The organism is Stenotrophomonas sp. STK17_22, assembly GCF_051983905.1.
In the GTDB taxonomy this organism is placed as follows: Bacteria; Pseudomonadota; Gammaproteobacteria; order Xanthomonadales; family Xanthomonadaceae; genus Stenotrophomonas; species Stenotrophomonas maltophilia_A.
Genome location: NZ_CP197010.1, coordinates 2,250,952 through 2,271,380, shown reverse-complemented (window position 1 = coordinate 2,271,380; position 20,429 = coordinate 2,250,952). Strand labels below are relative to the sequence as shown.

Genomic DNA, 20,429 nt, shown 5'->3' with positions numbered 1-20,429 from the left:
GCAAACGCAAAGGGCCGGATCCTCACAGATCCGGCCCTTTGCTTTGGCGTTCGCCGGGCATGGCCCGGCGCTACCTACCGCCGCGGGGCGTCCGGGTCGGTGCGCAGGGCCTTCAGCAGGCCCCACATGTAGAACGCCAGGGTGAACGAGAACGGCAGGCCGCACAGCACCACCGCGGTCTGCATCGCACTGAAGTTGCCGGCCAGCAGCAGGCCGACGCTGGCCACGGTGATGCCGGCCGCCCAGAACACGCGCAGCCAGATCGGCGCGTCGTGGCCATCCTCCACGCCGTCGTCAACGCGACGGGTGCACAGGTTGGCGATCATCAGCGTGCCCGAATCGACCGGAGTCAGGAACAGCACGAAGCCGATGACCACTGCGGCGCCGGCCACGTACGGCGCGGCGGGCAGGTACTCCAGCAGCTTGAACAGCGTCATCGCCGCATCATGCTGGGCCACGTCCCCCAGGATCGCCTGGCCGTGGTTGAGCACCAGGTCGATGGCGGTGTTGCCGAAGATCGACAGCCAGGCCAGGGTGAAGCCGAGCGGGATCAGCAGCACGCCCATGATCACTTCGCGGATGGTGCGACCACGCGAGATGCGCGCCACGAAAAGACCGACGAACGGCGCCCAGGCGATCCACCACGCCCAGTAGAACAGCGTCCACGAGCCCATCCACTCACGGCCCTTCGGGTCGTTGAGGTACATGTCGAAGCTCTTGCGCACGAATGCGCCGAGATAATCGCCGGTGTTCTGGATCAGACCATCGAACAGGTGCAGGGTCGGGCCGGTGACCAGCACGAACAGCAGCAGGCCGCACAGCAGGCGCACGTTGAGGTTGGAGAGCCAGGCAATGCCCTTCTCCACACCCGCCACCACGCCGATGGTGGCCACCACCATCATCACCAGCACGATTGCCACCAGCACCTGCGGCGTATCCGGAATGTGGAACAGGTAGACCAGGCCGGACTGCACCACCAGCGCGCCGATGCCGAGGTTGGTCACCATCGAGATCAGCGTGGCAAGGATGCCGAAGCCATCGACCATGTCGCCGATGCGGCCATGGATGCGCTCACCGAAGATCGGGTACAGCGCCGAGCGCAGCGCCAGCGGCAGGTCGCGGCGGTAGGCGAAATAGCCCAGCGCCACGCCGACCAGCGCATACAGCGCCCAGCCGTGCAGGCCCCAGTGCAGGAAGGTCAGCACCATCGCCTCGCGGCCGGCGGCCACGGTCCCGCCGGGCTGCCCGGGCGGATTGAGGAAGTGGTCCAGCGGCTCGTAGGCGCCGTAGTACAGCAGCGCGATGCCGATGCCGGCCGAGAACAGCATCGACACCCAGGCCACGTAACCGAACGCCGGTGATTCCTCGTTGTGGCCCAGGCGGATGCGGCCATACGGTGAGAACGCCAGCCACAGCACGAAGCCCAGGCACAGCACGATCAGCAGCATGTACCACCAGCCGAACGCCGCCGAGACTTCGGCCTGCGCCCACTGCAGCCAGTGCTCGCTGCTTTCGGGATAAAGAACGGTGAGCAGCCCGAGGATGCCGATCGACACCGAAGAGCTGAAGAAGACAAAACGGTTCAAGCGCAGGGGCGAACGCTTGGGATGAGCCAGGGAAGACATGGGGTCGTCTCATCAAGTCCGAGGGGGCACATGGGCGGGGCCGGACCGGTAAACCGGGCCCATGGCGTGGGGCGCGAGCGCATCCTAGGGTTTATTGATTGAACGTTCAATCAATAAAAAGCATAATGGCGGACAGCCCGATCCTTCGGGTCGCAATCCGTGGAGAGACAATGCCGAAGAAAGGCGTGGAACCGGTACGGCGCGAGCAGCTGATCCGGGCCACTTTCCAGACCATCGACGAGATCGGCATGGCCGATGCGACCGTCGCCACCATCGCGAAGAAAGCAGGGCTGTCCAGCGGCATCGTCGCCCACTACTTCGGCGACAAGGACGGCCTGCTCAATGCTGCAATGCGGCAGATCCTGCGTGAACTGAAGGACGCGGTCGCCCGCTACCGTGCCGACGCTGGCGATGACCCGCGCGAGCAGCTGCGCGCCATCGTCGACGGCAACTTCGACGACAGCCAGATCAACGGCACCGCGATGCGCGTCTGGCTGACCTTCTGGGCCGCCAGCATGCACCAGCCGGAACTGGCCCGGCTGCAGCGCGCCAACGACCAGCGCCTGTTCTCCAACCTGTGCCACCAGTTCAACCGCCTGCTGCCCCACCCGCAGGCCCGCCTGGCCGCCCGTGGCCTGGCCGCGATGATCGACGGCCTGTGGCTGCGCGGCAGCCTGGTCGGCGGCCAGTTCAACGCCGAGAAGTCCCGGCGCATTGCTTACGGCTACATCGACTTCCAGTTGCAGGCTGTCGCGCTATAAGCGCTTCAGCACCCGCCCCCTTCCAAGGAGTACGCCCCATGACCACCCTGCCCGTCCAACAGCTCTACATCCACGGCCAGCGCGTCGATGCCACCAGCGGCAAGACCTTCAAGACCGTGAACCCGGCCACCGGTGACGTGATCGCTGAAGTGCAGGTCGCCAGCCAGGCCGACGTCGAACGCGCCGTGCAGAGCGCGGCCGAAGGCCAGAAGGTGTGGGCGGCGATGACTGCCATGGAGCGTTCGCGCATCCTGCGCCGCGCCGTCGAGATCCTGCGCGAGCGCAACGACGAACTGGCCCACCTGGAAACCCTGGACACCGGCAAGGCACTGGCCGAAACCACCACCGTGGACATCGTCACCGGTGCCGACGTGGTCGAGTACTACGCCGGCCTGGCCACCGCCATCGAAGGCATCCAGCTGCCGCTGCGCGAATCGAGCTTCTTCTACACCCGCCGCGAGCCGCTGGGCGTGGTCGCCGGCATCGGCGCCTGGAACTACCCGATCCAGATCGCCATGTGGAAGTCGGCCCCGGCCCTGGCCGCCGGCAATGCGATGGTGTTCAAGCCGTCCGAAGTGACCCCGCTGACCGCGATCCGCCTGGCCGAGATCTACACCGAAGCCGGTGTGCCGGCCGGCGTGTTCAACGTCGTGCAGGGCCCGGGCCGCGAGATCGGCCAGTGGCTGACCGAGCACCCGGTGATCGAGAAGATCTCCTTCACCGGCGGCGTCGCCACCGGCAAGAAGGTCATGGCCAGCGCCGCATCCTCGTCGCTGAAGGAAGTGACCATGGAGCTGGGCGGCAAGTCGCCGCTGGTGATCTGCGATGACGCCGACCTCGACCGCGCCGCCGACATCGCGGTGATGGCCAACTTCTTCAGCTCCGGCCAGGTCTGCACCAACGGCACCCGCGTGTTCGTGCCGCGCAGCATGCTGGCCGCGTTCGAAGCCGCCGTGGTCGAGCGCGTCAAGCGCATCCGCATCGGCGACCCGATGGCCGCCGAGACCAACTTCGGTCCGCTGACCAGCTTCCCGCACATGGAAAACGTGCTGCGCTACATCGAAAGCGGCAAGGCCGAAGGCGCTCGCCTGCTGACCGGCGGCGGCCGTGCCACCGAAGGCGCGCTGGCCAATGGCGCCTACGTGCTGCCGACCGTGTTCTCCGACTGCCGCGATGACATGACCATCGTCAAGGAAGAGATCTTCGGGCCGGTGATGAGCATCCTTGCCTACGACGACGAAGACGAAGTGGTGCGTCGTGCCAACGACACCACCTTCGGCCTCGCCGCCGGCGTGGTCAGCAAGGACATCAGCCGCGCCCATCGCATCATCCACCGCCTGGAAGCCGGCATCTGCTGGATCAACACCTGGGGCGAATCGCCGGCCGAAATGCCGGTCGGCGGCTACAAGGAATCCGGCGTCGGCCGTGAGAACGGCATTTCCACCCTCGGCCACTACACCCGCATCAAGTCTGTGCAGGTGGAACTGGGCGACTACGCCAGCGTGTTCTGATCGGCGCGCCGCGAGCGCGCACCTTCGTCCGGCCACTGCGCCGATCCGACATTCCGCCGGGACGCCTGCACGCAGCGCGCCCCGGCCTGCAGGAGACACCCATGAGCACCGATAACGAGTACGACTACATCATCATCGGCGCCGGTTCGGCCGGCAACGTGCTGGCCACCCGCCTCACCGAAGATGCCGATGTCAGCGTGCTGCTGCTGGAAGCCGGTGGCCCGGACTACCGGCTCGACTTCCGTACCCAGATGCCGGCGGCGCTGGCCTTCCCGCTGCAGGGCAAGCGCTACAACTGGGCGTACAAGACCGATCCCGAGCCCTTCATGAACAACCGCCGCATGGACTGCGGCCGTGGCAAGGGGCTGGGTGGCTCGTCGCTGATCAACGGCATGTGCTACATCCGCGGCAACGCGATGGACTACGACAACTGGGCCAGCATGCCGGGCCTGGAAGACTGGACCTACCTGGACTGCCTGCCGTACTTCCGCAAGGCCGAAACCCGTGACATCGGCCCCAACGACTACCACGGTGGCGACGGCCCGCTGCGCGTGACCACGCCGAAGGCCGGCAACAACGAGCTGTTCGCCGCGATGGTCGAGGCCGGCGTGCAGGCCGGCTACCCGCGCACCGACGACCTCAACGGCTACCAGCAGGAAGGCTTCGGCCCGATGGACCGCACGGTGACCCCGAAGGGCCGTCGTTCCAGCACCGCCCGCGGCTACCTGGACCTGGCCAAGCCGCGCCCGAACCTGACCATCGTCACCCACGCGCTGACCGACCGCATCCTGTTTTCGGGCAAGCGTGCGGTGGGCGTGCAGTGGCTGCACAACGACCAGCCGCAGCGTGCCACCGCCCGCCGCGAAGTGCTGCTGTGTGGCGGCGCCATCGCCTCGCCGCAGATCCTGCAGCGCTCGGGCGTCGGCCCGGCCGACCTGCTGCGCAGCCTGGACATCGACCTGGTGCACCACCTGCCGGGCGTCGGCGCCAACCTGCAGGATCACCTGGAGATGTACCTGCAGTACGAGTGCAAGAAGCCCGTCTCGCTGGCCCCGGCTCTGAAGCTGTACAACCAGCCGGCAATCGGTGCCGAGTGGCTGTTCCTGGGCACCGGCATCGGCGCCAGCAACCAGTTCGAGGCCGGTGGCTTCATCCGCAGCGACGCCGAATTCGACTGGCCGAACCTGCAGTATCATTTCCTGCCGGTGGCGATCAATTACAACGGCTCCAACCCGATCAAGGCACACAGCTTCCAGATGCACGTCGGTTCGATGCGCTCGCCCAGCCGCGGCCGCATCCACGTGCGTTCGAAGGATCCGCGCGAACATCCGAGCATCCTGTTCAACTACATGTCGCACGACCAGGACTGGCGCGAGTTCCGCGCGGCGATCCGCATCACCCGCGAGATCTTCGCGCAGCCGGCACTGGCACCGTACAGCGGCCGCGAGATCTCCCCCGGCAGCGCGCTGCAGACCGATGCGCAGATCGATGCGTTCGTGCGCGAGCATGCCGAGACCGCCTACCACCCGTCGTGCTCGAACAAGATGGGCCATGCCGATGACCCGATGGCGGTGGTCGACGGCCAGGGTCGCGTGCACGGCCTGGAAGGCCTGCGCATCGTCGATGCCTCGATCATGCCGCAGGTGGTGACCGGCAACCTCAACGCACCGACCATCATGATGGCCGAGAAGCTGGCCGACGTGATCCGCGGCCGCACCCCGCTGGCCCGCAGCACCGCGCCGTACTACAAGGCCAACGGCGCACCGGTACGCAAGCAGGGCTGACGCAAGCGCCCCGCTTGGGGCCACGGTAGTGCCGGCCGCTGGCCGGCATCCACCGGAATCCCGATCGAGCGCAGATGCCGGCCAGCGGCCGGCATTACCAAGCAAAGAGGCCCTTCGGGGCCTCTTCGCGTTTTCCCTACGGCGGGGTATGCTGCAATGAACGGCCATTGTGGATACGCTCAGGGCCGTAACCTAAAACATCACGATTCCTGGAGGGGGAATATGAGTCTGGATCGTCCCTGGCTGCAGAGCTATCCGAAAGGCGTTCCCGCCGAAATCGACGTCAACGAATTCCATTCGGTCGCCTCGGTCTTCGACGCTTCCATCGCGAAATTCCGCGACCGTCCCGCCTACTCCAGCTTCGGCAAGGTCCTCACCTATGGTGAGACGGACGCGCTGGTCACCCAGTTCGCCGCCTACCTGCTGGGTGAGCTCAAGCTCAAGAAGGGTGACCGCGTCGCCCTGATGATGCCCAACTGCCTGCAGTACCCGGTGGCCACCTTCGGCGTGCTGCGCGCCGGCCTGACCGTGGTCAACGTCAACCCGCTGTACACCGCGCGCGAACTCAAGCACCAGCTGGTTGATGCCGGCGTCAGCGCCCTGGTGGTGGTCGACAACTTCGGCGACACCGTCGAACAGGTCATCGCCGATACGCCGGTCAAGCACGTGGTCACCACCGGCCTGGGCGACCTGCTCGGCGCCAAGGGCGCGATCGTCAACTTCGTGCTGAAGTACATCAAGAAGATGGTGCCCAACTACCACATCAAGGGCGCCGTCCGCTTCAAGCAGGCGCTCAAGCTGGGCAGCCGCCACGCGCTTCCGCCGGTCGAGATCGACCACGACGACATTGCCTTCCTGCAGTACACCGGTGGGACCACCGGCGTGGCCAAGGGTGCGATGCTGACCAACCGCAACCTGATCGCCAACATGCAGCAGGCGTCGGCGTGGCTGTCCACCTCGGGCATCGAGCCGGGCAAGGAAGTGATCATCACTGCCCTGCCGCTGTACCACATCTTCGCGTTGACCGCGAACGGGCTGGTCTTCATGAAGTTCGGTGGCTGCAACCACCTGATCACCAACCCACGCGACATGAAGGGCTTCGTCAAGGAGCTCAAGGGCACCCGCTTCACTGCCATCACCGGCGTCAACACGCTGTTCAACGGCCTGCTCAACACCCCGGGCTTCGACGAGATCGACTTCTCTTCGGTCAAGTTCACCCTGGGCGGCGGCATGGCGGTGCAACGTGCCGTGGCCGAACGCTGGAAGAAGGTCACCGGCGTGACCCTGGTCGAAGCCTATGGCCTGACCGAGACCTCGCCCGCGGCCTGCATCAATCCGCTCACCCTGCCCGAGTACAACGGTGCCATCGGCCTGCCGATCCCGTCCACCGATGCCTGCATCAAAGACGACAACGGCAACATCCTGGCGCTGGGCGAAGTGGGCGAGCTGTGCATCAAGGGCCCGCAGGTAATGAAGGGCTACTGGCAGCGTCCGGAAGAAACCGCCACCGCCATCGATGCGGACGGCTGGCTGCACACCGGCGACATGGCGAAGATGGACGAACAGGGCTTCTTCTACATCGTCGACCGCAAGAAGGACATGATCCTGGTGTCCGGCTTCAACGTGTACCCGAATGAGGTCGAAGACGTCATCGCGATGATGCCGGGCGTGCTGGAAGTCGCCGCCGTCGGTGTCCCGGACGAAAAGTCCGGCGAAGTGGTCAAGGTCGTGATCGTGAAGAAGGACCCGAACCTGACCGCGGAAATGGTCAAGGAACATGCGCGGGCAAACCTGACCGGTTACAAGCACCCCAGAATCGTAGAATTCCGAAAGGAGCTGCCGAAGACCAACGTCGGCAAGATTCTCCGTCGCGAGCTGCGTGATACGCCCGCCCAGTAAGGGTTTCCGGGCAACGGGAGAGTGCAGGGACCCCGCCGGAGACGGCGGGGTCTTTTTATTACCGGAACATGGCCGGTACAGCGCTTGCGGGCGGTTCACGACGGGTGCATAGAATCAGTCGCCGCCGCACGTTCAGCCCGCCCCCTCACTCCTCTCCGTCCGCTCTGCGGTTGGCCGGACGGTCACACGGAGAACGCCCATGTCCGCAGTACGCCCCATCATCACCCGTCCCTCGCAGCACCCTACCCTGCGTATCACCGAAGAACCCGAGCGGGATGTCTACTGGATCCACATGCACGCCAACCTGGTCAACCAGCCGGGCCGGCCGTGCTTCGCCTCGCGCCTGGTCGATGACATCGTCGACTACCAGCGCGAACTGGGCGATCGCCTCAGCGCCTCGCACGCTCTGTCACCCCATGTCGTTCTTGCCTCGGACAGCGACGTGTTCAACCTGGGTGGCGATCTCGAACTGTTCTGCCGCCTGATCCGCGAGGGCGACCGTGCCCGCCTGCTCGACTATGCCCAACGCTGCGTGCGCGGCGTGCATGCCTTCCATGCCGGCCTGGGCACCCGTGCCCAGTGCATCGCCCTGGTCCAGGGCAATGCACTGGGTGGCGGCTTCGAGGCCGCACTGAGCTGCCACACCATCGTCGCCGAGGAAGGCGTGTTGATGGGCCTGCCCGAGGTGCTGTTCGACCTGTTCCCGGGCATGGGCGCCTACTCCTTCCTGTGCCAGCGGATCAGCCCGCGCCTGGCCGAGAAGATCATGCTGGAAGGCAACCTCTACACCGCCAGCCAGCTGAAGGAAATGGGCCTGGTCGACATCGTGGTGCCGGTGGGCGAAGGTGTTGCCGCGGTCGAACAGGTGATCAAGGAAAGCCGGCGCATTCCGCACGCGTGGGCGGCGATGCGTGAGGTCAACGAGATCGCCACCATGGTGCCGCTGCATGAAATGATGCGGATCACCGAGATCTGGGTGGACACCGCCATGCAGCTCGGCGAGAAGTCCCTGCGCACCATGGATCGGCTGGTACGGGCGCAGGCCCGGCGCAATGGCGACCCGTCCTGACCGTCTGGCGGGTCAGGACGGGCTGCGCTCGCTGTCGTCGCGGTGCGATGCTCCCGCACTACGGGCAGCCAACGCATTCCTGCCGTTGCGCAGGGCGGTCGCCAGGCTGCCGAGGCGGGCGTTCCATTCCCCCTTCAGCTGCCAGTCCGCCATGCGCATGATTTCGCCACTGGAGGCGGCAACCTGGACAAGCCCCAGGTTGCTCGCCACCCCGCGCAGGGCGTGGGCGTGCTCGCGGAAATCCTCCCAGGCCTGGCGCTCGCCGCAGCCCTGCAGCTGGCCCATGCTCGCGTCGACGTCCGCCAGGCACTGGTCTATGAACTTGCGTTCGAAGCCATCGCCCATGCCCAGCGACGCCAGCTCGTCCAGCACCGCGGTATCGAGCACGCCATCGCCAACCGGCAATGCCGGCACCGACTGGATGCCGGACTCGGCGCGGGTGTTGGCGGCGACATCGGCCAGCACTTCCAGCAGACGGGTGGCCACCACGGGCTTGGCAAGGAAGGCGCGGGCACCGGCCTGCTCGCAACGCAGGATGGAATCGGGGGTGACGTCCGCGCTCAGCACCATGACCGGAACGTAGGGCATGCCACTGGCCTGCATCACCCGCAACTGCTTGAGCAGGTCCAGTCCGCTCATGCCGGGCATGTGCAGATCGACGATCGCTGCGTCGTAACTGGCCTGCTCCAACGCATCGAGCACTTCGGCGCCGCCATTGACGCAGGTGACCTTGTGGCCGGCCTTCTCCAGCAACCGCTGCAGCACCATGCGGTTGGCTTCGTGGTCGTCGGCCACCAGCACCCGCAGGCTGCGCACGCGCGCACGATGGCGCAGGAAGGGATTGGAGAACGCGATGACATTGCCGGCTTCAGCCACCTCGGACGGAACCGCCGGGGCTGATGAAGTGTCTGCGACGTCCAGCGTGATCTCGACCCAGAACACGCTGCCGCGCGGGCTGTTCGGCGCATAACCGACCTGCCCGCCCATCGACTCAACCAGACCCTTGGCAATGGCGGTGCCCAGACCGGTGCCTTCATGGCGGCGGGCCAGGCCGACATCGCCCTGCTCGAAGGCATTGAACAGCCGGCCGCGCAGCGCCACCGGCACGCCGATGCCGCTGTCGACGATCTCGAATCGCAGGCGCATCCGCTCGCTGCCCAGCACATCGGGGCTGGACACGCGCAGATGCACGTAGCCGCTGTCGGTGAACTTGACCGCGTTACCCATCAGATTGAGCAGGATCTGCTGCAGATGACCGGCATCACCCAGCAGGCGCGGCGGCACGTTGTCATCCACCTGCACGCGATAGTCCAGCGATTTGGAGCGGGTCTGCGGGGTCAGGATCAGGTTGATCGCCTGCAGCACGTCGGCCAGCGCGAACTCGTGCCACTCCACGCGCACCTTGCCGGCTTCGATCGCGGAGATGTCCAGCACCTCTTCCACCAGCGCCAACAGGCTGCGGGTCGAGGCCTGGATGGTGTTCAGGCACTCGCGCTGTTCGTCGTCCAGGCGGGTGGTGGCCAGCACTTCGGTCATGCCGGCCAGCCCGTTCAACGGCGTGCGGAACTCATGGCTCATGTTGGCCAGGAAACGGCTCTTGGCTTCGTTGGCCTGGCGCGCCTCTGCCACCGCCCGGGTCAAGGCATGCAGCAGCGAATCGAAGTACAGCGGAATCGCGCCCAGGCCCAGCAGCAGGCCCCAGCCCAGATAGTCGTGGCCGCGCCAGTACGGCGACAGCATCACCGTGCACAGGAAGGCCAGGCAGCCCATGGCCGTGGCCACGCGCAGGTAGGTGCTGCCGTAGCGCATGCCGTTGCCGATCGTGACCCACAGCATCACCGCATACAGCGGTGCCGCCGGCTCACCCTGGATGGTCATGATCCAGGCCATGCAGGTGTAGTCGGTCAGCATGCCGATCACCCGGCGCACATGCGACACACCCGGATTGACCAGGATCGCGGTCAGCAGGCCGGCGGAAATGGTCAGCTCGAAGGCGAGGATCAGCCACGTCGCAGTAAGTGCCTCACCGCCGCCGCTCAGCGAGCGCCAGCCGAGATAGCTGATGAACAGCGCCGTGATGATGATGCGGATCAGGTTCTGCGCGTGCTCGCTGTCCTCGCGCCCGGACAGGCGTTGCTTGAAGCGTGCCAGCAGCGAGCGCTTGTCGGAGCCAGCGGCGGGAGTCGTATCCATGGTCGGATGTCGCATCCTTCGGCGCAGCAGGGAAGAGCAGCACAACGGTACTGCCAGCAACCCCAACCACAGGGAAATGGCCAGCCCCAGGTTGGCCTGCCAGTAAGGGGTCAACAGCACGGTGGTGCCGAAACTGACCATCGCCAGCACGATGGCAGCGGCCAGGTAACGCGGCCCGAAGCGCAGGCCGTTGCCCACCGTGACCCACATCACCACCGCATACACCCACGCCAGCGGCTCACCCATCTGGATCATGCCGACCGCGATCAGGCCGTAATCGGCCAGCATCCCGGCCACCCGCCGCGGATCGGAGCGCTCCGGCTTCCACAGCAGCCAACCGAACAGCAGCAGCGAAAGTCCCAATCCGGTCAGTACCGTCGCCAGCACGCCCTGGTACTGCTCCAGACGGTGCAGGCGCGCACCGGACAGCAGCACATAGACCAGGATCAGCGAGATCAGCACCACCCGCACGATCGCCTGGCCATGTTCCGAATCCGGACGCTGCGCCAGCCGACGCCTCACGCGTGCGAACAGGTCCTGCATGTCACCCACCCGGTCGCGTCGATGCCGTCGAGTGCTGGGCGCAGATATCCATCAACTGCTGGTGGCCGCGCATCAGCGCATCCACGCAGCGTGGATCGAACAGGCGGCCACGCTGGGCATACAGATAGGCCAGTGTGGCTTCCATGGTCCATGCTTCCTTGTACGGACGGGGTGAGATGAGTGCGTCGAAGACGTCGGCCACGGCGACGATGCGCGCTTCCAGCGGAATCGCCTCACCGACCAGCCCATCCGGGTAGCCGCTGCCGTCGTAACGTTCGTGGTGGCGCAGCGCGATCAATGCGCCGACCTGGATGAAGCGGTTCTGGCTGCCACTGAGCAGCTCATGGCCGATGCGTGGGTGCCGGCGCATGATCGCCAGCTCCTCGTCGTTGAGCTTGCCCTGCTTGAGCAGCACTGCATCGGGAATGGCGATCTTGCCCATGTCATGCAGCGGCGCGGCCATCTCGATCAGGCGCACGTCGTCTTCGGGCAGGCCCAGCTGCTCGGCGATCAGCCCTGCCACGCGCGCCATGCGTTCAAGGTAGGCACTGGTGCCGGCATCACGGAACTCGATCGCCCGCGCCAACCGCGACAGTGTCTCGCGCTCGCGTTCCTCGACCTCGTGCATGCTGGCCAGCAAGCGCTGCTCCAGCGACAACGCGCGTTGCTTCACGTTCTCGGTCTGCTGGCGCAGCTGCAACAGGTTGTAGCAGCGCGCGCGCAGTTCGCGCGGACGGATGGGCTTGACCAGGAAGTCGATGACCCCCGCTTCCAGCGCCGCCTGACGGATCGGCTCGTCGCCGACCACGGTGATCAGGATCACGGGAATGTCGCGATGCTTGGGCAGGCGACGGAAACGGCGGGCGAACTCCAGCCCGTCCATTTCCGGCATGCGGTAATCGAGCAGCAGCAGGTCGACCGGATGCGCCTCGCACCAGGCCAATGCGGTCAGCGGATCACCGAAGTCATACACGCTCAGTTCCGGCGCGATATCTTCGATGACGTGACGCAGCATCGTCCGGGCGGACGTCTGGTCGTCAACAATGACGATGTTCAACGCGTACTCTGCCTGGTTTCTCGACCATGCTGGATCATCAGCAGGCGAGGATACCCTGCCGCTGCGAACGCTCGCACCCTGCATCGGCCTGACTCCCGTGTCATGCGTCCCGGTTCATGATCGTCATCACATTGTGAAGCGGACTCTCCACAATGCGCACTCCCCCTGGCGCCGATCAAGCCACAACAGACGTCAAGGTAGTGCATTAACGATACGCCGAGTGCGGGAGGCGTCAATCGCGCCGTCTCATTTCGCGACGGCGCGCACAAACAGGAGTCAAAAAGACGACTTACTGCTCCGGACGCATGTACGGGAACAGCAGCACGTCACGGATCGAGCTGCTGCCAGTCAGCAGCATCACCAGGCGATCGACGCCGATGCCGAGGCCGCCGGTCGGTGCCATGCCGTACTCCAGCGCACGGATGTAGTCGGCGTCGTAGTGCATGGCCTCGTCGTCGCCACCTTCCTTCGCGGCTACCTGGGCCTGGAAACGCTGGGCCTGGTCTTCCGGGTCGTTCAGCTCGGAGAAGCCATTGGCCAGCTCCTTGCCGTTGACGAACAGCTCGAAGCGGTCGGTGTAGCCCGGATCGTTGTCGTTGGCACGGGCCAGCGGCGAGACCTCCACCGGATGGTCGGTGATGAAGGTCGGCTGGATCAGGGTGTGCTCGACCGTGGCCTCGAAGATCTCCAGCAGCAGCTTGCCCCAACCGTAGGACGGCTTGACGCGGATCTTCAAGCGCTCGCAATGGCGCAGCAGCGCCTCGCGGTCGGTGCAGTCGGCAGCAGAGATTTCCGGGTTGTGGTGGCGCACAGCCTCGTCCATGCGCCAGCGGCGGAACGCCGGGCCCAGGTCGATCTTCGCGCCGTCCCACTCCACTTCGGTGGAACCGTTGACGGTCGTGGCCACGTCACGGATCACACCTTCGGTCAGGTCCATGATCTCGTTGTACGTGGCATAGGCCTCGTACAGCTCCATCATGGTGAATTCCGGGTTGTGGCGGGTGCTGACGCCTTCATTGCGGAAGTTGCGGTTGATCTCGTACACGCGCTCCAGGCCACCCACGGTCAGGCGCTTGAGGTACAGCTCCGGCGCCACGCGCAGGTACAGGTCCAGGTCCAGCGCATTGTGGTGGGTGGTGAACGGCTTGGCCGCCGCGCCGCCGGGGATGTAATGCATCATCGGCGTTTCGACTTCGAGGAAGTCGCGGTTGTCCAGCCACGCGCGCATGGCGCGGATGATCTTCGAGCGCTTGATGAACACCGCGCGCGACTCCGGGGTCACGATCAGGTCGACATAGCGCTGGCGGTAGCGCTGCTCGACGTCGGCCAGGCCATGCCACTTGTCCGGCAGCGGGCGCAGCGACTTGGTCAGCAGGCGGATCGATTCGGCCTTGACCGACAGCTCGCCGGTCTTGGTACGGGTCAGGCCGCCTTCGACGGCGATGATGTCGCCCACGTCCCAGCCCTTGAAGGCGGTGTAGGCATCGCCCAGCACCGTGCCCTGCAGGAACAGCTGGATGCGACCGGACTCGTCCTGGATCTGCGCGAAACTGGCCTTGCCCATGATGCGCTTGGCCATCAGGCGGCCCGCCATCTTCACCTGGCGGCCGTTGCCTTCCAGGGCCTCAGCGGTCCACTGCTCGGCGTCGGCGAATTCTTCCTGCAGGCGGCCGGCGAAGTCCTCGCGACGGAAATCGTTCGGGTACGCGATGCCCTGCCCACGCAGCGTTTTGAGTTTCTCGCGGCGCTCGGCGATCAACTTGTTTTCGTCAACGGGGGGGGTATCGGTAGCTTCGCTCATGGATCTGCGGGAATCGTGTAGTGAGGGGGGATGTTGCGCCCGGCACAGCCGGTTGCCCAGCATACCAAAACCGCCCCGCCCCAGCCCTGGGCCGGGCCCCGGCCCGCTGCCCGGTTGCCGCCAACCTTGGTTGGCGGTCCGCGTGTCGACCAAGGTCGACACCTACCAGGCCCACTGCCCGCCGCCTGGTAGCCGCCAACCTTGGTTGGCGCTCCATCGTGTCGACCAAGGTCGACACCTACCAGGTCCGCTGCCCGCCGCTCTGGTAGCCGCCAACCTTGGTTGGCGGTCCGTGTGTCGACCAAGGTCGACACCTACCGGATTCCGGGGAACCGATGCCCCGGTAGGCGTCAACCGTTCCCGGGGAATGCCTGCCGCAGCTCGTCCACCAGCACCCGCTGGTTCTCCGAGTAGTCGATCGGCACCGATACCAGGTGCACCCCACCCTCGTTGAACGCCGCCTCCAGCGTCGGGATGAACTGCTCGATGGCCGTCACCTCATGCCCCTTGCAGCCATAGGCTTCCGCATACTTCACGAAATCCGGGTTACTGAACGTCATGCCGTAGTCGGTGAAGCCATCCACCGCCTGCTTCCAGCGGATCATCCCGTAGGCGCCGTCGTTGAGAATCAGCACCACCAGGTTCAGGCCCAGCCGCCGCGCGGTCTCCAGCTCCTGGCTGTTCATCATGAAACCGCCATCGCCGCACACCGCCAGCACCCGCCGCTGCGGGTACAGGATCGAGGCCATGATCGCCGACGGCAGGCCCGCGCCCATCGTCGCCAGCGCGTTGTCCAGCAGCAGCGTATTGGCCACCTGGGTGCGGTAATTGCGCGCAAACCAGATCTTGTACATGCCGTTGTCCAGCGCCACGATGCCGTCCGGCGGCATCACCTGGCGCACGTCGTGCACCAGCCGCTGCGGGGTGAATCCAGCTTCCTCGGCTCGGTCAGCCAAGTGTTCCAGAATGGTCGCGCGCAGCGGCAGCAGCGCGTCGGCGTTCGGCACTGCACCTTCGATACGGTCGGCCAACTGGGTCAGCGAACGGCCGATGTCACCGATCACTTCCACCTGCGGGAAGTACACCTGCTCCACCGCCGCCTGCGAATAGCCAATATGGATCACGGTCGGCCCACCCGGGCGCATCACGAACGGCGGCTTCTCGGTGACCTCGTGGCCGATCGTCACGATCACGTCGGCCTGGTCGATCGCCATGTGCACGTAGTCGCGCTCGGTCAGCGCGGCGGTGCCCATGTACAGGCCCGAACCACCGGCCACCGCGCCCTTGCCCATCTGCGTGGTGAAGAATGGAATACCCGCGCGCAGCACGAATGCCGACAACGCTTCGCTGGACTGCGGCCGCGACGCCGCCGAGGCGATCATCAGCAGCGGGCGCTTGGCGTTGCGGATGATCTCCGCCGCGCGGTCCAGTGCTTCCGGACTGGCAATGGGACGATCCACCGCGTGCGGCGGAATCAGCGCTACGTCCCCGACCTCATCGGCCGCGATGTCTTCGGGCAGCTCCAGCAGCACCGGGCCCGGGCGCTCTTCCAGCGCGGTACGGAATGCCTCGCGGACGATGGTCGGAATGGTGCGCGCCGAGACAATCTGCCGCGCCTGCTTGGTCAGCGGCTTCATGGTGCTGACGATGTCGACGATCTGGAAACGCGCCTGCTTGCTGGCGACGATGCCCTTTTGGCCGGTGATCATGATCACCGGCCACGCACCCAGCAGCGCGTAGGCGGCGCCGGTGGTGAAGTTGAGCGCGCCCGGGCCGAGCGTGGCCAGGCACACACCCGGCTTGCCGGTCAGCCGGCCATAAGTCGCCGCCATGAACACGGCCGCCTGTTCGTGGCGGGTGATGACCAGCTCGATGCTGGAATGGCGCAGCGACTCGACCACGTCGAGATTCTCTTCGCCGGGAATACCGAAAATACGCTCGACGCCTTCGTTCTCAAGCGCGGCGACGAGCAGATCTGAACCCTTGGACATTGGAATGCCGTCCTTTTCGCTGGACTGATGATGGATCGTTGCAGGAAGGATGGAAGCTGCGCGTCAACGCTTGTCGAACCACACCGTCTGCGCGTTGACGAATTCGCGGATGCCGAAGTGCGAGAGCTCACGGCCGAAGCCGCTCTTCTTCACGCCACCGATCGGCACGCGCGGGTCAGAGGCGGAGAAACCGTTGACGAACACGCCGCCGGTCTGCAGCCGGCGCGCCAACTGCATGGCCCGTGCGCGGTCGCCGGTCCACAGGTTGCCGCTGAGGCCGAACTCGCTCTGGTTGGCCAGTTCCACCGCATGATCGGCATCACGGGCGCGGCTGATCGAGGCAACCGGACCGAAGGTCTCGGTATCGAAAGCCTGCATGCCCGGCTCCACGTCCGCCAGCACGGTGGGGGCATAGAACGCGCCTGGGCGATCCAGCTGATGGCCGCCGACCAGCAGCTTCGCGCCCGCGTCCACCGAGGCCCGTACCTGCGCGTCCAGCTGCTCCAGCAGGTCCTGGCGTGCCATCGGGCCGATACGGTTGTCGGCTTCACGGCCGTCGCCGATGGTCAGCGCCTGCACCTTCTGGCAGAACTGCGCCACGAACCGGTCGTAGACCGCGTCTTCAACGATGATGCGCTTGCCGGCGATGCAGACCTGCCCGGTGTTCTGGAAGCGCGAAGCCACCGCTGCATCGACGGCAGCGTCCAGATCGGCGTCGGCCAGCACGATGAACGGATCCGAGCCACCCAGTTCCAGCACCACCTTCTTCAGCGCCTGCCCGGCCTGGGCGGCGATGCTACGGCCGGCGGCCACGCTGCCGGTCAGGGTCACCGCCGCGATGCGGTCATCGGCGATCGCGCGGCTGGTGCCGTCGCGGCTGATGTTGGCGGCGATGAAGGTGCCTTCCGGCAGACCGGCATCGCGCCAGGCGGCGTCGAGCAGCTGCGCGGTACCGACGATGTTCTCGGCCGGCTTAAGCAGGAAGCCGTTGCCGCCCATCAGGATCGGTACCGCCGCGCGCATCACCTGCCAGTAGGGGAAGTTCCACGGCATGATGCCCAGCACCACGCCCAGCGGCAGGTAGGACACGTAGGCCTTGTCGTCGGGCACCTGGGTCGGTTCGTCGCGCAGGAACTGCGCACCGTGGTCGGCGTACCAGTCGCACAGCACGGCGCACTTCTCGATCTCGGCCAGCGATTCGGCCTGCACCTTGCCCATCTCGGCGGTGGCCAGTGCAGCCAGCTTTTCACGGTCACGGCGCAGTACCACCGCCATCGCACGCAGTACGTCTGCACGCTGTTCAAGGCTCTTGGCGCTCCAGGCCGCGAAGCCAACCTGGCCGCGATCCAGGATTGTTTCCAGTTCGGCGTCGGTGGCGAAGGGATGGCTGGCGATCTGCTGGCCGGTGGCCGGATCGCGGGAAATGGCGGTGCTGGGGGCAGCGGACATGCAGGTCTCCTGGTGTCTCGACAACGGGCGGCGGCCCGTCTCCTGCACAGGAATGTGGACCCGATCGACGGGCACAACAAGGCGTCTGCTTATCCTGTGACCTGCAGTTACCTGCCTGAATGGGTTGGGTTGTCCTGGCAGGGCTGCGCCCTGCACCCGCAGAGGCTTCAAACCGAGGCAACGGCAACAGCGTGCATTCCGCGGGATGGCGGGGTGGGTCCGGTTGCGGGGGACGGCGCAAGTACGTCCATGTAGCCTCGGTCGCGCCATCCATGGCGCTCACGCCCCCGCAACCGGACCCACCCCGCCTTCGACAGATTTCCGCGATCTGTCGGAAATGCTCTTGGGGTCAGATCCGTTTTCCGTAGGAAAACGGATCTGACCCCGGAATTTCTTTCGATATCTGACAGATGTGTCGACCAAGGTCGACACCTACCAACAACCGCGCGAAATCTGTAAGAGGCGGGGCGGTGTGGGTTGGCAGGACCGTTGGCGCCATGGATGGCGCCATCGAGCCCCCATGGACGGGTTTACGGCGTGTCCTGCCAACCCACACCGCCCCGCCAACCCACGGATAGCTCGCTGTTGCTGTTGCCGTTGCTTCGGCTTGAAGCAGGTGCAGGGCTGCAAGCCCTGCCGAACAACCCCCTACCTACGCGGCAGGTAGGTAACCAGTGACAGGTCGTGCCGGCTCTCCGGCACCAGCGCCACGTACTGCAGGTCCAGCAACCCGCGCGTGGGGTGGTTCAGCTTCTTCGCACCTTCGTCGAACCGGCGCACGTCGTGCTCCGGCCACCACTGGCGGAACTCCTCGCTGTGCGCAGCGATGTCCTCGGCCAGCGCCAGGAACGGGGCCTTGTCCGGCGCCTGCGCCATCGCCGCGCGGAAGCCGGCCAGCAGGCCGCGGGTCATTTCTTCCCAGTTGAGGATCAACGTGCGGTACGGCGGGTACAGGAACATCAGCCGCAGCGTGTTGCGCTCATGTGGCACCAGCTGGCTGTAGTCCACGAACAGGTCGGCGATGGCCGGGTTCCAGGCCAGAATGTCGTAACGGGTATTGCGCACGTAGGCCGGGATCGGCTGCATGGCCTCGACCAGCTGGCGCAGGCCATCGGTCACTGTCTCATCGGGAGATTCCAGTGGCACACCGTAGCCGGACAGCGCGAACGCATAGGCACGCTCGTCGTCGCTCATGCGCAGTACCTGCGCCAGGCGTTCAAGGAACTCCGGCGAAGCGCGCACTTCGCGGCCCTGTTCGATCCAGGTGTACCAGCTGACGCTGACCCCGATCGCCAGTGCGACTTCCTCCCGCTTCAGGCCCGGGGTACGCCGGCGCCCGGCCGGGAGGCCGAGCGTGGCGGGGTCGACACGGGCACGGCAGGCCTTGAGGAAGCCGCCAAGTTCCTTGCGTTCACTTTCGCTGCGCATCATCGGCCCGTCCTACCCTTTGTAGCGTCGAGCCATGCTCGACGCGTCCGCCAGCTCGCGAAAAACAGCCGAGCATGGCTCGGCTCTACACAAAAACGGTTCAACCACCCTCGGCGTTGAGCGCGAGGGTGACGATCTCCGCGCAGGCACGTCGATCAGGCATCGACACGCTTGGAGCCCACGGCCAGGCCGGCCTTCAGGCTGGCTTCGACGAACTCGTCCAGGTCGCCGTCGAGCACCTTCTGCGTATCCGAACGCTCGATGCCGGTGCGCAGGTCCTTGATACGGCTCTGGTCGAGCACGTAATTGCGGATCTGGCTGCCCCAGCCGATGTCGGACTTGGTGGCTTCCACCGCGTCCTTTTCGGCGTTGCGCTTCTGGATCTCCAGCTCGTACAGCTTGGCGGCCAGCATCTTCATCGCGTTGTCGCGGTTCTGGTGCTGGCTGCGGCCGGTCTGGCAGGCCACGACGATGTTGGTCGGGATGTGGGTGATACGCACCGCCGACTCGGTCTTGTTCACGTGCTGGCCACCGGCACCGGACGAGCGGTACACGTCGGTACGCAGGTCGGCCGGGTTGATGGTGATGTCGATGTTGTCATCGATTTCCGGCGACACGAACACCGAGGTGAAGCTGGTGTGGCGGCGGTTGTCCGAGTCGAACGGCGACTTGCGCACCAGGCGGTGCACGCCGGTCTCGGTCTTCAGCCAGCCGTAGGCATAGTCGCCTTCCACGCGCAGCGTAGCCGACTTGATGCCGGCGACGTCGCCACCGGAGACTTCCATCAGCTCGGTCTTCCAGCCGCGCGATTCACACCAGCGCAGGTACATGCGCAGCAGGATCTCGGCCCAGTCCTGGGCTTCGGTGCCACCGGCACCGGCCTGGATGTCGACGAACGCAGCGGCATTGTCCATCTCGCCGGAGAACATGCGCTGGAACTCCAGCTTCTCGACGTGCGACTGGTGCTTGTCCAGGTCGGCGACCACGGCCAGCGCGGTGTCTTCGTCCTGTTCGGACTCAGCCAGCTCAAGCAGTTCGGTGGCATCAGCCAGGCCGTCCAGCACCGAGGCGATGCCGCCCACGGTCTTTTCCAGGCTGGAACGCTCGCGGCCCAGGTTCTGGGCGTATTCGGCGTTGTTCCAGACGTCGGGGCTTTCCAGCTCCCGCGTTACTTCTTCAAGACGCTCTTTCTTGGCGTCGTAGTCAAAGATACCCCCGAAGCGACAGCACGCGATCGGTCAGATCGGTGATGCGCTGGCGGACAGGATTCAGTTCGATCATGTCGGCGATTATGCATTCAAAAGATGACTGTTCAGGA

At 65.7% G+C, this 20,429-nt stretch carries 13 protein-coding genes; 5 read left to right on the top strand and 8 right to left on the bottom strand.

Features of this window, described 5'->3' with window-relative positions; translation table 11 throughout:
- Nucleotides 1–74: 74 nt before the first annotated feature.
- Nucleotides 75–1,625, bottom strand: a complete 1,551-nt coding sequence (locus ACSYS9_RS10565; RefSeq protein ID WP_032129837.1) for a BCCT family transporter — start codon at nt 1,623–1,625, stop codon at nt 75–77.
- Between the two features lie 170 nt (nt 1,626–1,795).
- Here ACSYS9_RS10565 and betI point away from each other — a divergent pair, with 170 nt between their 5' ends.
- From betI to ACSYS9_RS10540, 5 genes are all read left to right on the top strand, one after another.
- Nucleotides 1,796–2,386, top strand: coding sequence for a transcriptional regulator BetI (betI, locus tag ACSYS9_RS10560; RefSeq protein WP_005416394.1), 591 nt, complete (start codon nt 1,796–1,798; stop codon nt 2,384–2,386).
- A gap of 38 nt (nt 2,387–2,424) precedes the next feature.
- Complete coding sequence (betB, locus tag ACSYS9_RS10555; RefSeq protein WP_071229326.1) at nt 2,425–3,897, top strand: betaine-aldehyde dehydrogenase; 1,473 nt, start codon at nt 2,425–2,427, stop codon at nt 3,895–3,897.
- A 101-nt stretch (nt 3,898–3,998) separates the two neighbouring features.
- Nucleotides 3,999–5,681, top strand: coding sequence for a choline dehydrogenase (gene betA / locus ACSYS9_RS10550; RefSeq protein ID WP_071229325.1), 1,683 nt, complete (start codon nt 3,999–4,001; stop codon nt 5,679–5,681).
- A gap of 222 nt (nt 5,682–5,903) precedes the next feature.
- Complete coding sequence (locus ACSYS9_RS10545; RefSeq protein ID WP_071229324.1) at nt 5,904–7,580, top strand: long-chain fatty acid--CoA ligase; 1,677 nt, start codon at nt 5,904–5,906, stop codon at nt 7,578–7,580.
- Between the two features lie 199 nt (nt 7,581–7,779).
- Nucleotides 7,780–8,649 (top strand): crotonase/enoyl-CoA hydratase family protein, encoded by an 870-nt coding sequence (locus ACSYS9_RS10540; RefSeq protein WP_071229323.1) that lies wholly within the window; start codon nt 7,780–7,782, stop codon nt 8,647–8,649.
- Nucleotides 8,650–8,661: 12 nt separating this feature from the next.
- Here ACSYS9_RS10540 and ACSYS9_RS10535 read toward each other — a convergent pair whose 3' ends face one another.
- The 7 genes from ACSYS9_RS10535 to prfB all read right to left on the bottom strand — a co-directional run bounded on the left by ACSYS9_RS10535 (nt 8,662) and on the right by prfB (nt 20,392).
- A complete protein-coding gene (locus tag ACSYS9_RS10535; protein WP_440569253.1) occupies nt 8,662–11,385 on the bottom strand; it encodes a response regulator in 2,724 nt (907 codons plus the stop codon).
- Between the two features lies 1 nt (nt 11,386).
- Nucleotides 11,387–12,526, bottom strand: a complete 1,140-nt coding sequence (locus tag ACSYS9_RS10530) for a response regulator (protein WP_006364528.1) — start codon at nt 12,524–12,526, stop codon at nt 11,387–11,389.
- 205 nt (nt 12,527–12,731) lie between these two features.
- Nucleotides 12,732–14,243, bottom strand: coding sequence for a lysine--tRNA ligase (lysS, locus tag ACSYS9_RS10525; RefSeq protein WP_032129833.1), 1,512 nt, complete (start codon nt 14,241–14,243; stop codon nt 12,732–12,734).
- 350 nt (nt 14,244–14,593) lie between these two features.
- Nucleotides 14,594–16,234, bottom strand: a complete 1,641-nt coding sequence (locus tag ACSYS9_RS10520) for an acetolactate synthase large subunit (RefSeq protein WP_012510938.1) — start codon at nt 16,232–16,234, stop codon at nt 14,594–14,596.
- Nucleotides 16,235–16,297: 63 nt separating this feature from the next.
- Nucleotides 16,298–17,683: an NAD-dependent succinate-semialdehyde dehydrogenase gene (locus ACSYS9_RS10515; protein WP_071229322.1), complete on the bottom strand. Its 1,386-nt coding sequence runs from the start codon at nt 17,681–17,683 to the stop codon at nt 16,298–16,300.
- Nucleotides 17,684–18,331: 648 nt separating this feature from the next.
- Nucleotides 18,332–19,114: a helix-turn-helix transcriptional regulator gene (locus tag ACSYS9_RS10510; protein ID WP_071229321.1), complete on the bottom strand. Its 783-nt coding sequence runs from the start codon at nt 19,112–19,114 to the stop codon at nt 18,332–18,334.
- A 152-nt stretch (nt 19,115–19,266) separates the two neighbouring features.
- A protein-coding gene (gene prfB, locus ACSYS9_RS10505; RefSeq protein ID WP_097048047.1) for a peptide chain release factor 2 occupies nt 19,267–20,392 on the bottom strand; the annotation gives its coding sequence in 2 pieces (ribosomal slippage) (nt 19,267–20,316 and nt 20,318–20,392; 1,125 coding nt in all).
- Nucleotides 20,393–20,429 lie beyond the last annotated feature (37 nt).

Coding starts and splice junctions, on each gene's coding strand:
- ACSYS9_RS10565 (WP_032129837.1), bottom strand. CDS start 1,625: ATGTCTTCCCTGGCTCATCCCAAGCGTTCGCCCCTGCGCTTGAACCGT.
- betI (WP_005416394.1), top strand. CDS start 1,796: ATGCCGAAGAAAGGCGTGGAACCGGTACGGCGCGAGCAGCTGATCCGG.
- betB (WP_071229326.1), top strand. CDS start 2,425: ATGACCACCCTGCCCGTCCAACAGCTCTACATCCACGGCCAGCGCGTC.
- betA (WP_071229325.1), top strand. CDS start 3,999: ATGAGCACCGATAACGAGTACGACTACATCATCATCGGCGCCGGTTCG.
- ACSYS9_RS10545 (WP_071229324.1), top strand. CDS start 5,904: ATGAGTCTGGATCGTCCCTGGCTGCAGAGCTATCCGAAAGGCGTTCCC.
- ACSYS9_RS10540 (WP_071229323.1), top strand. CDS start 7,780: ATGTCCGCAGTACGCCCCATCATCACCCGTCCCTCGCAGCACCCTACC.
- ACSYS9_RS10535 (WP_440569253.1), bottom strand. CDS start 11,385: ATGCAGGACCTGTTCGCACGCGTGAGGCGTCGGCTGGCGCAGCGTCCG.
- ACSYS9_RS10530 (WP_006364528.1), bottom strand. CDS start 12,526: ATGCAGGGTGCGAGCGTTCGCAGCGGCAGGGTATCCTCGCCTGCTGAT.
- lysS (WP_032129833.1), bottom strand. CDS start 14,243: ATGAGCGAAGCTACCGATACCCCCCCCGTTGACGAAAACAAGTTGATC.
- ACSYS9_RS10520 (WP_012510938.1), bottom strand. CDS start 16,234: ATGTCCAAGGGTTCAGATCTGCTCGTCGCCGCGCTTGAGAACGAAGGC.
- ACSYS9_RS10515 (WP_071229322.1), bottom strand. CDS start 17,683: ATGTCCGCTGCCCCCAGCACCGCCATTTCCCGCGATCCGGCCACCGGC.
- ACSYS9_RS10510 (WP_071229321.1), bottom strand. CDS start 19,114: ATGATGCGCAGCGAAAGTGAACGCAAGGAACTTGGCGGCTTCCTCAAG.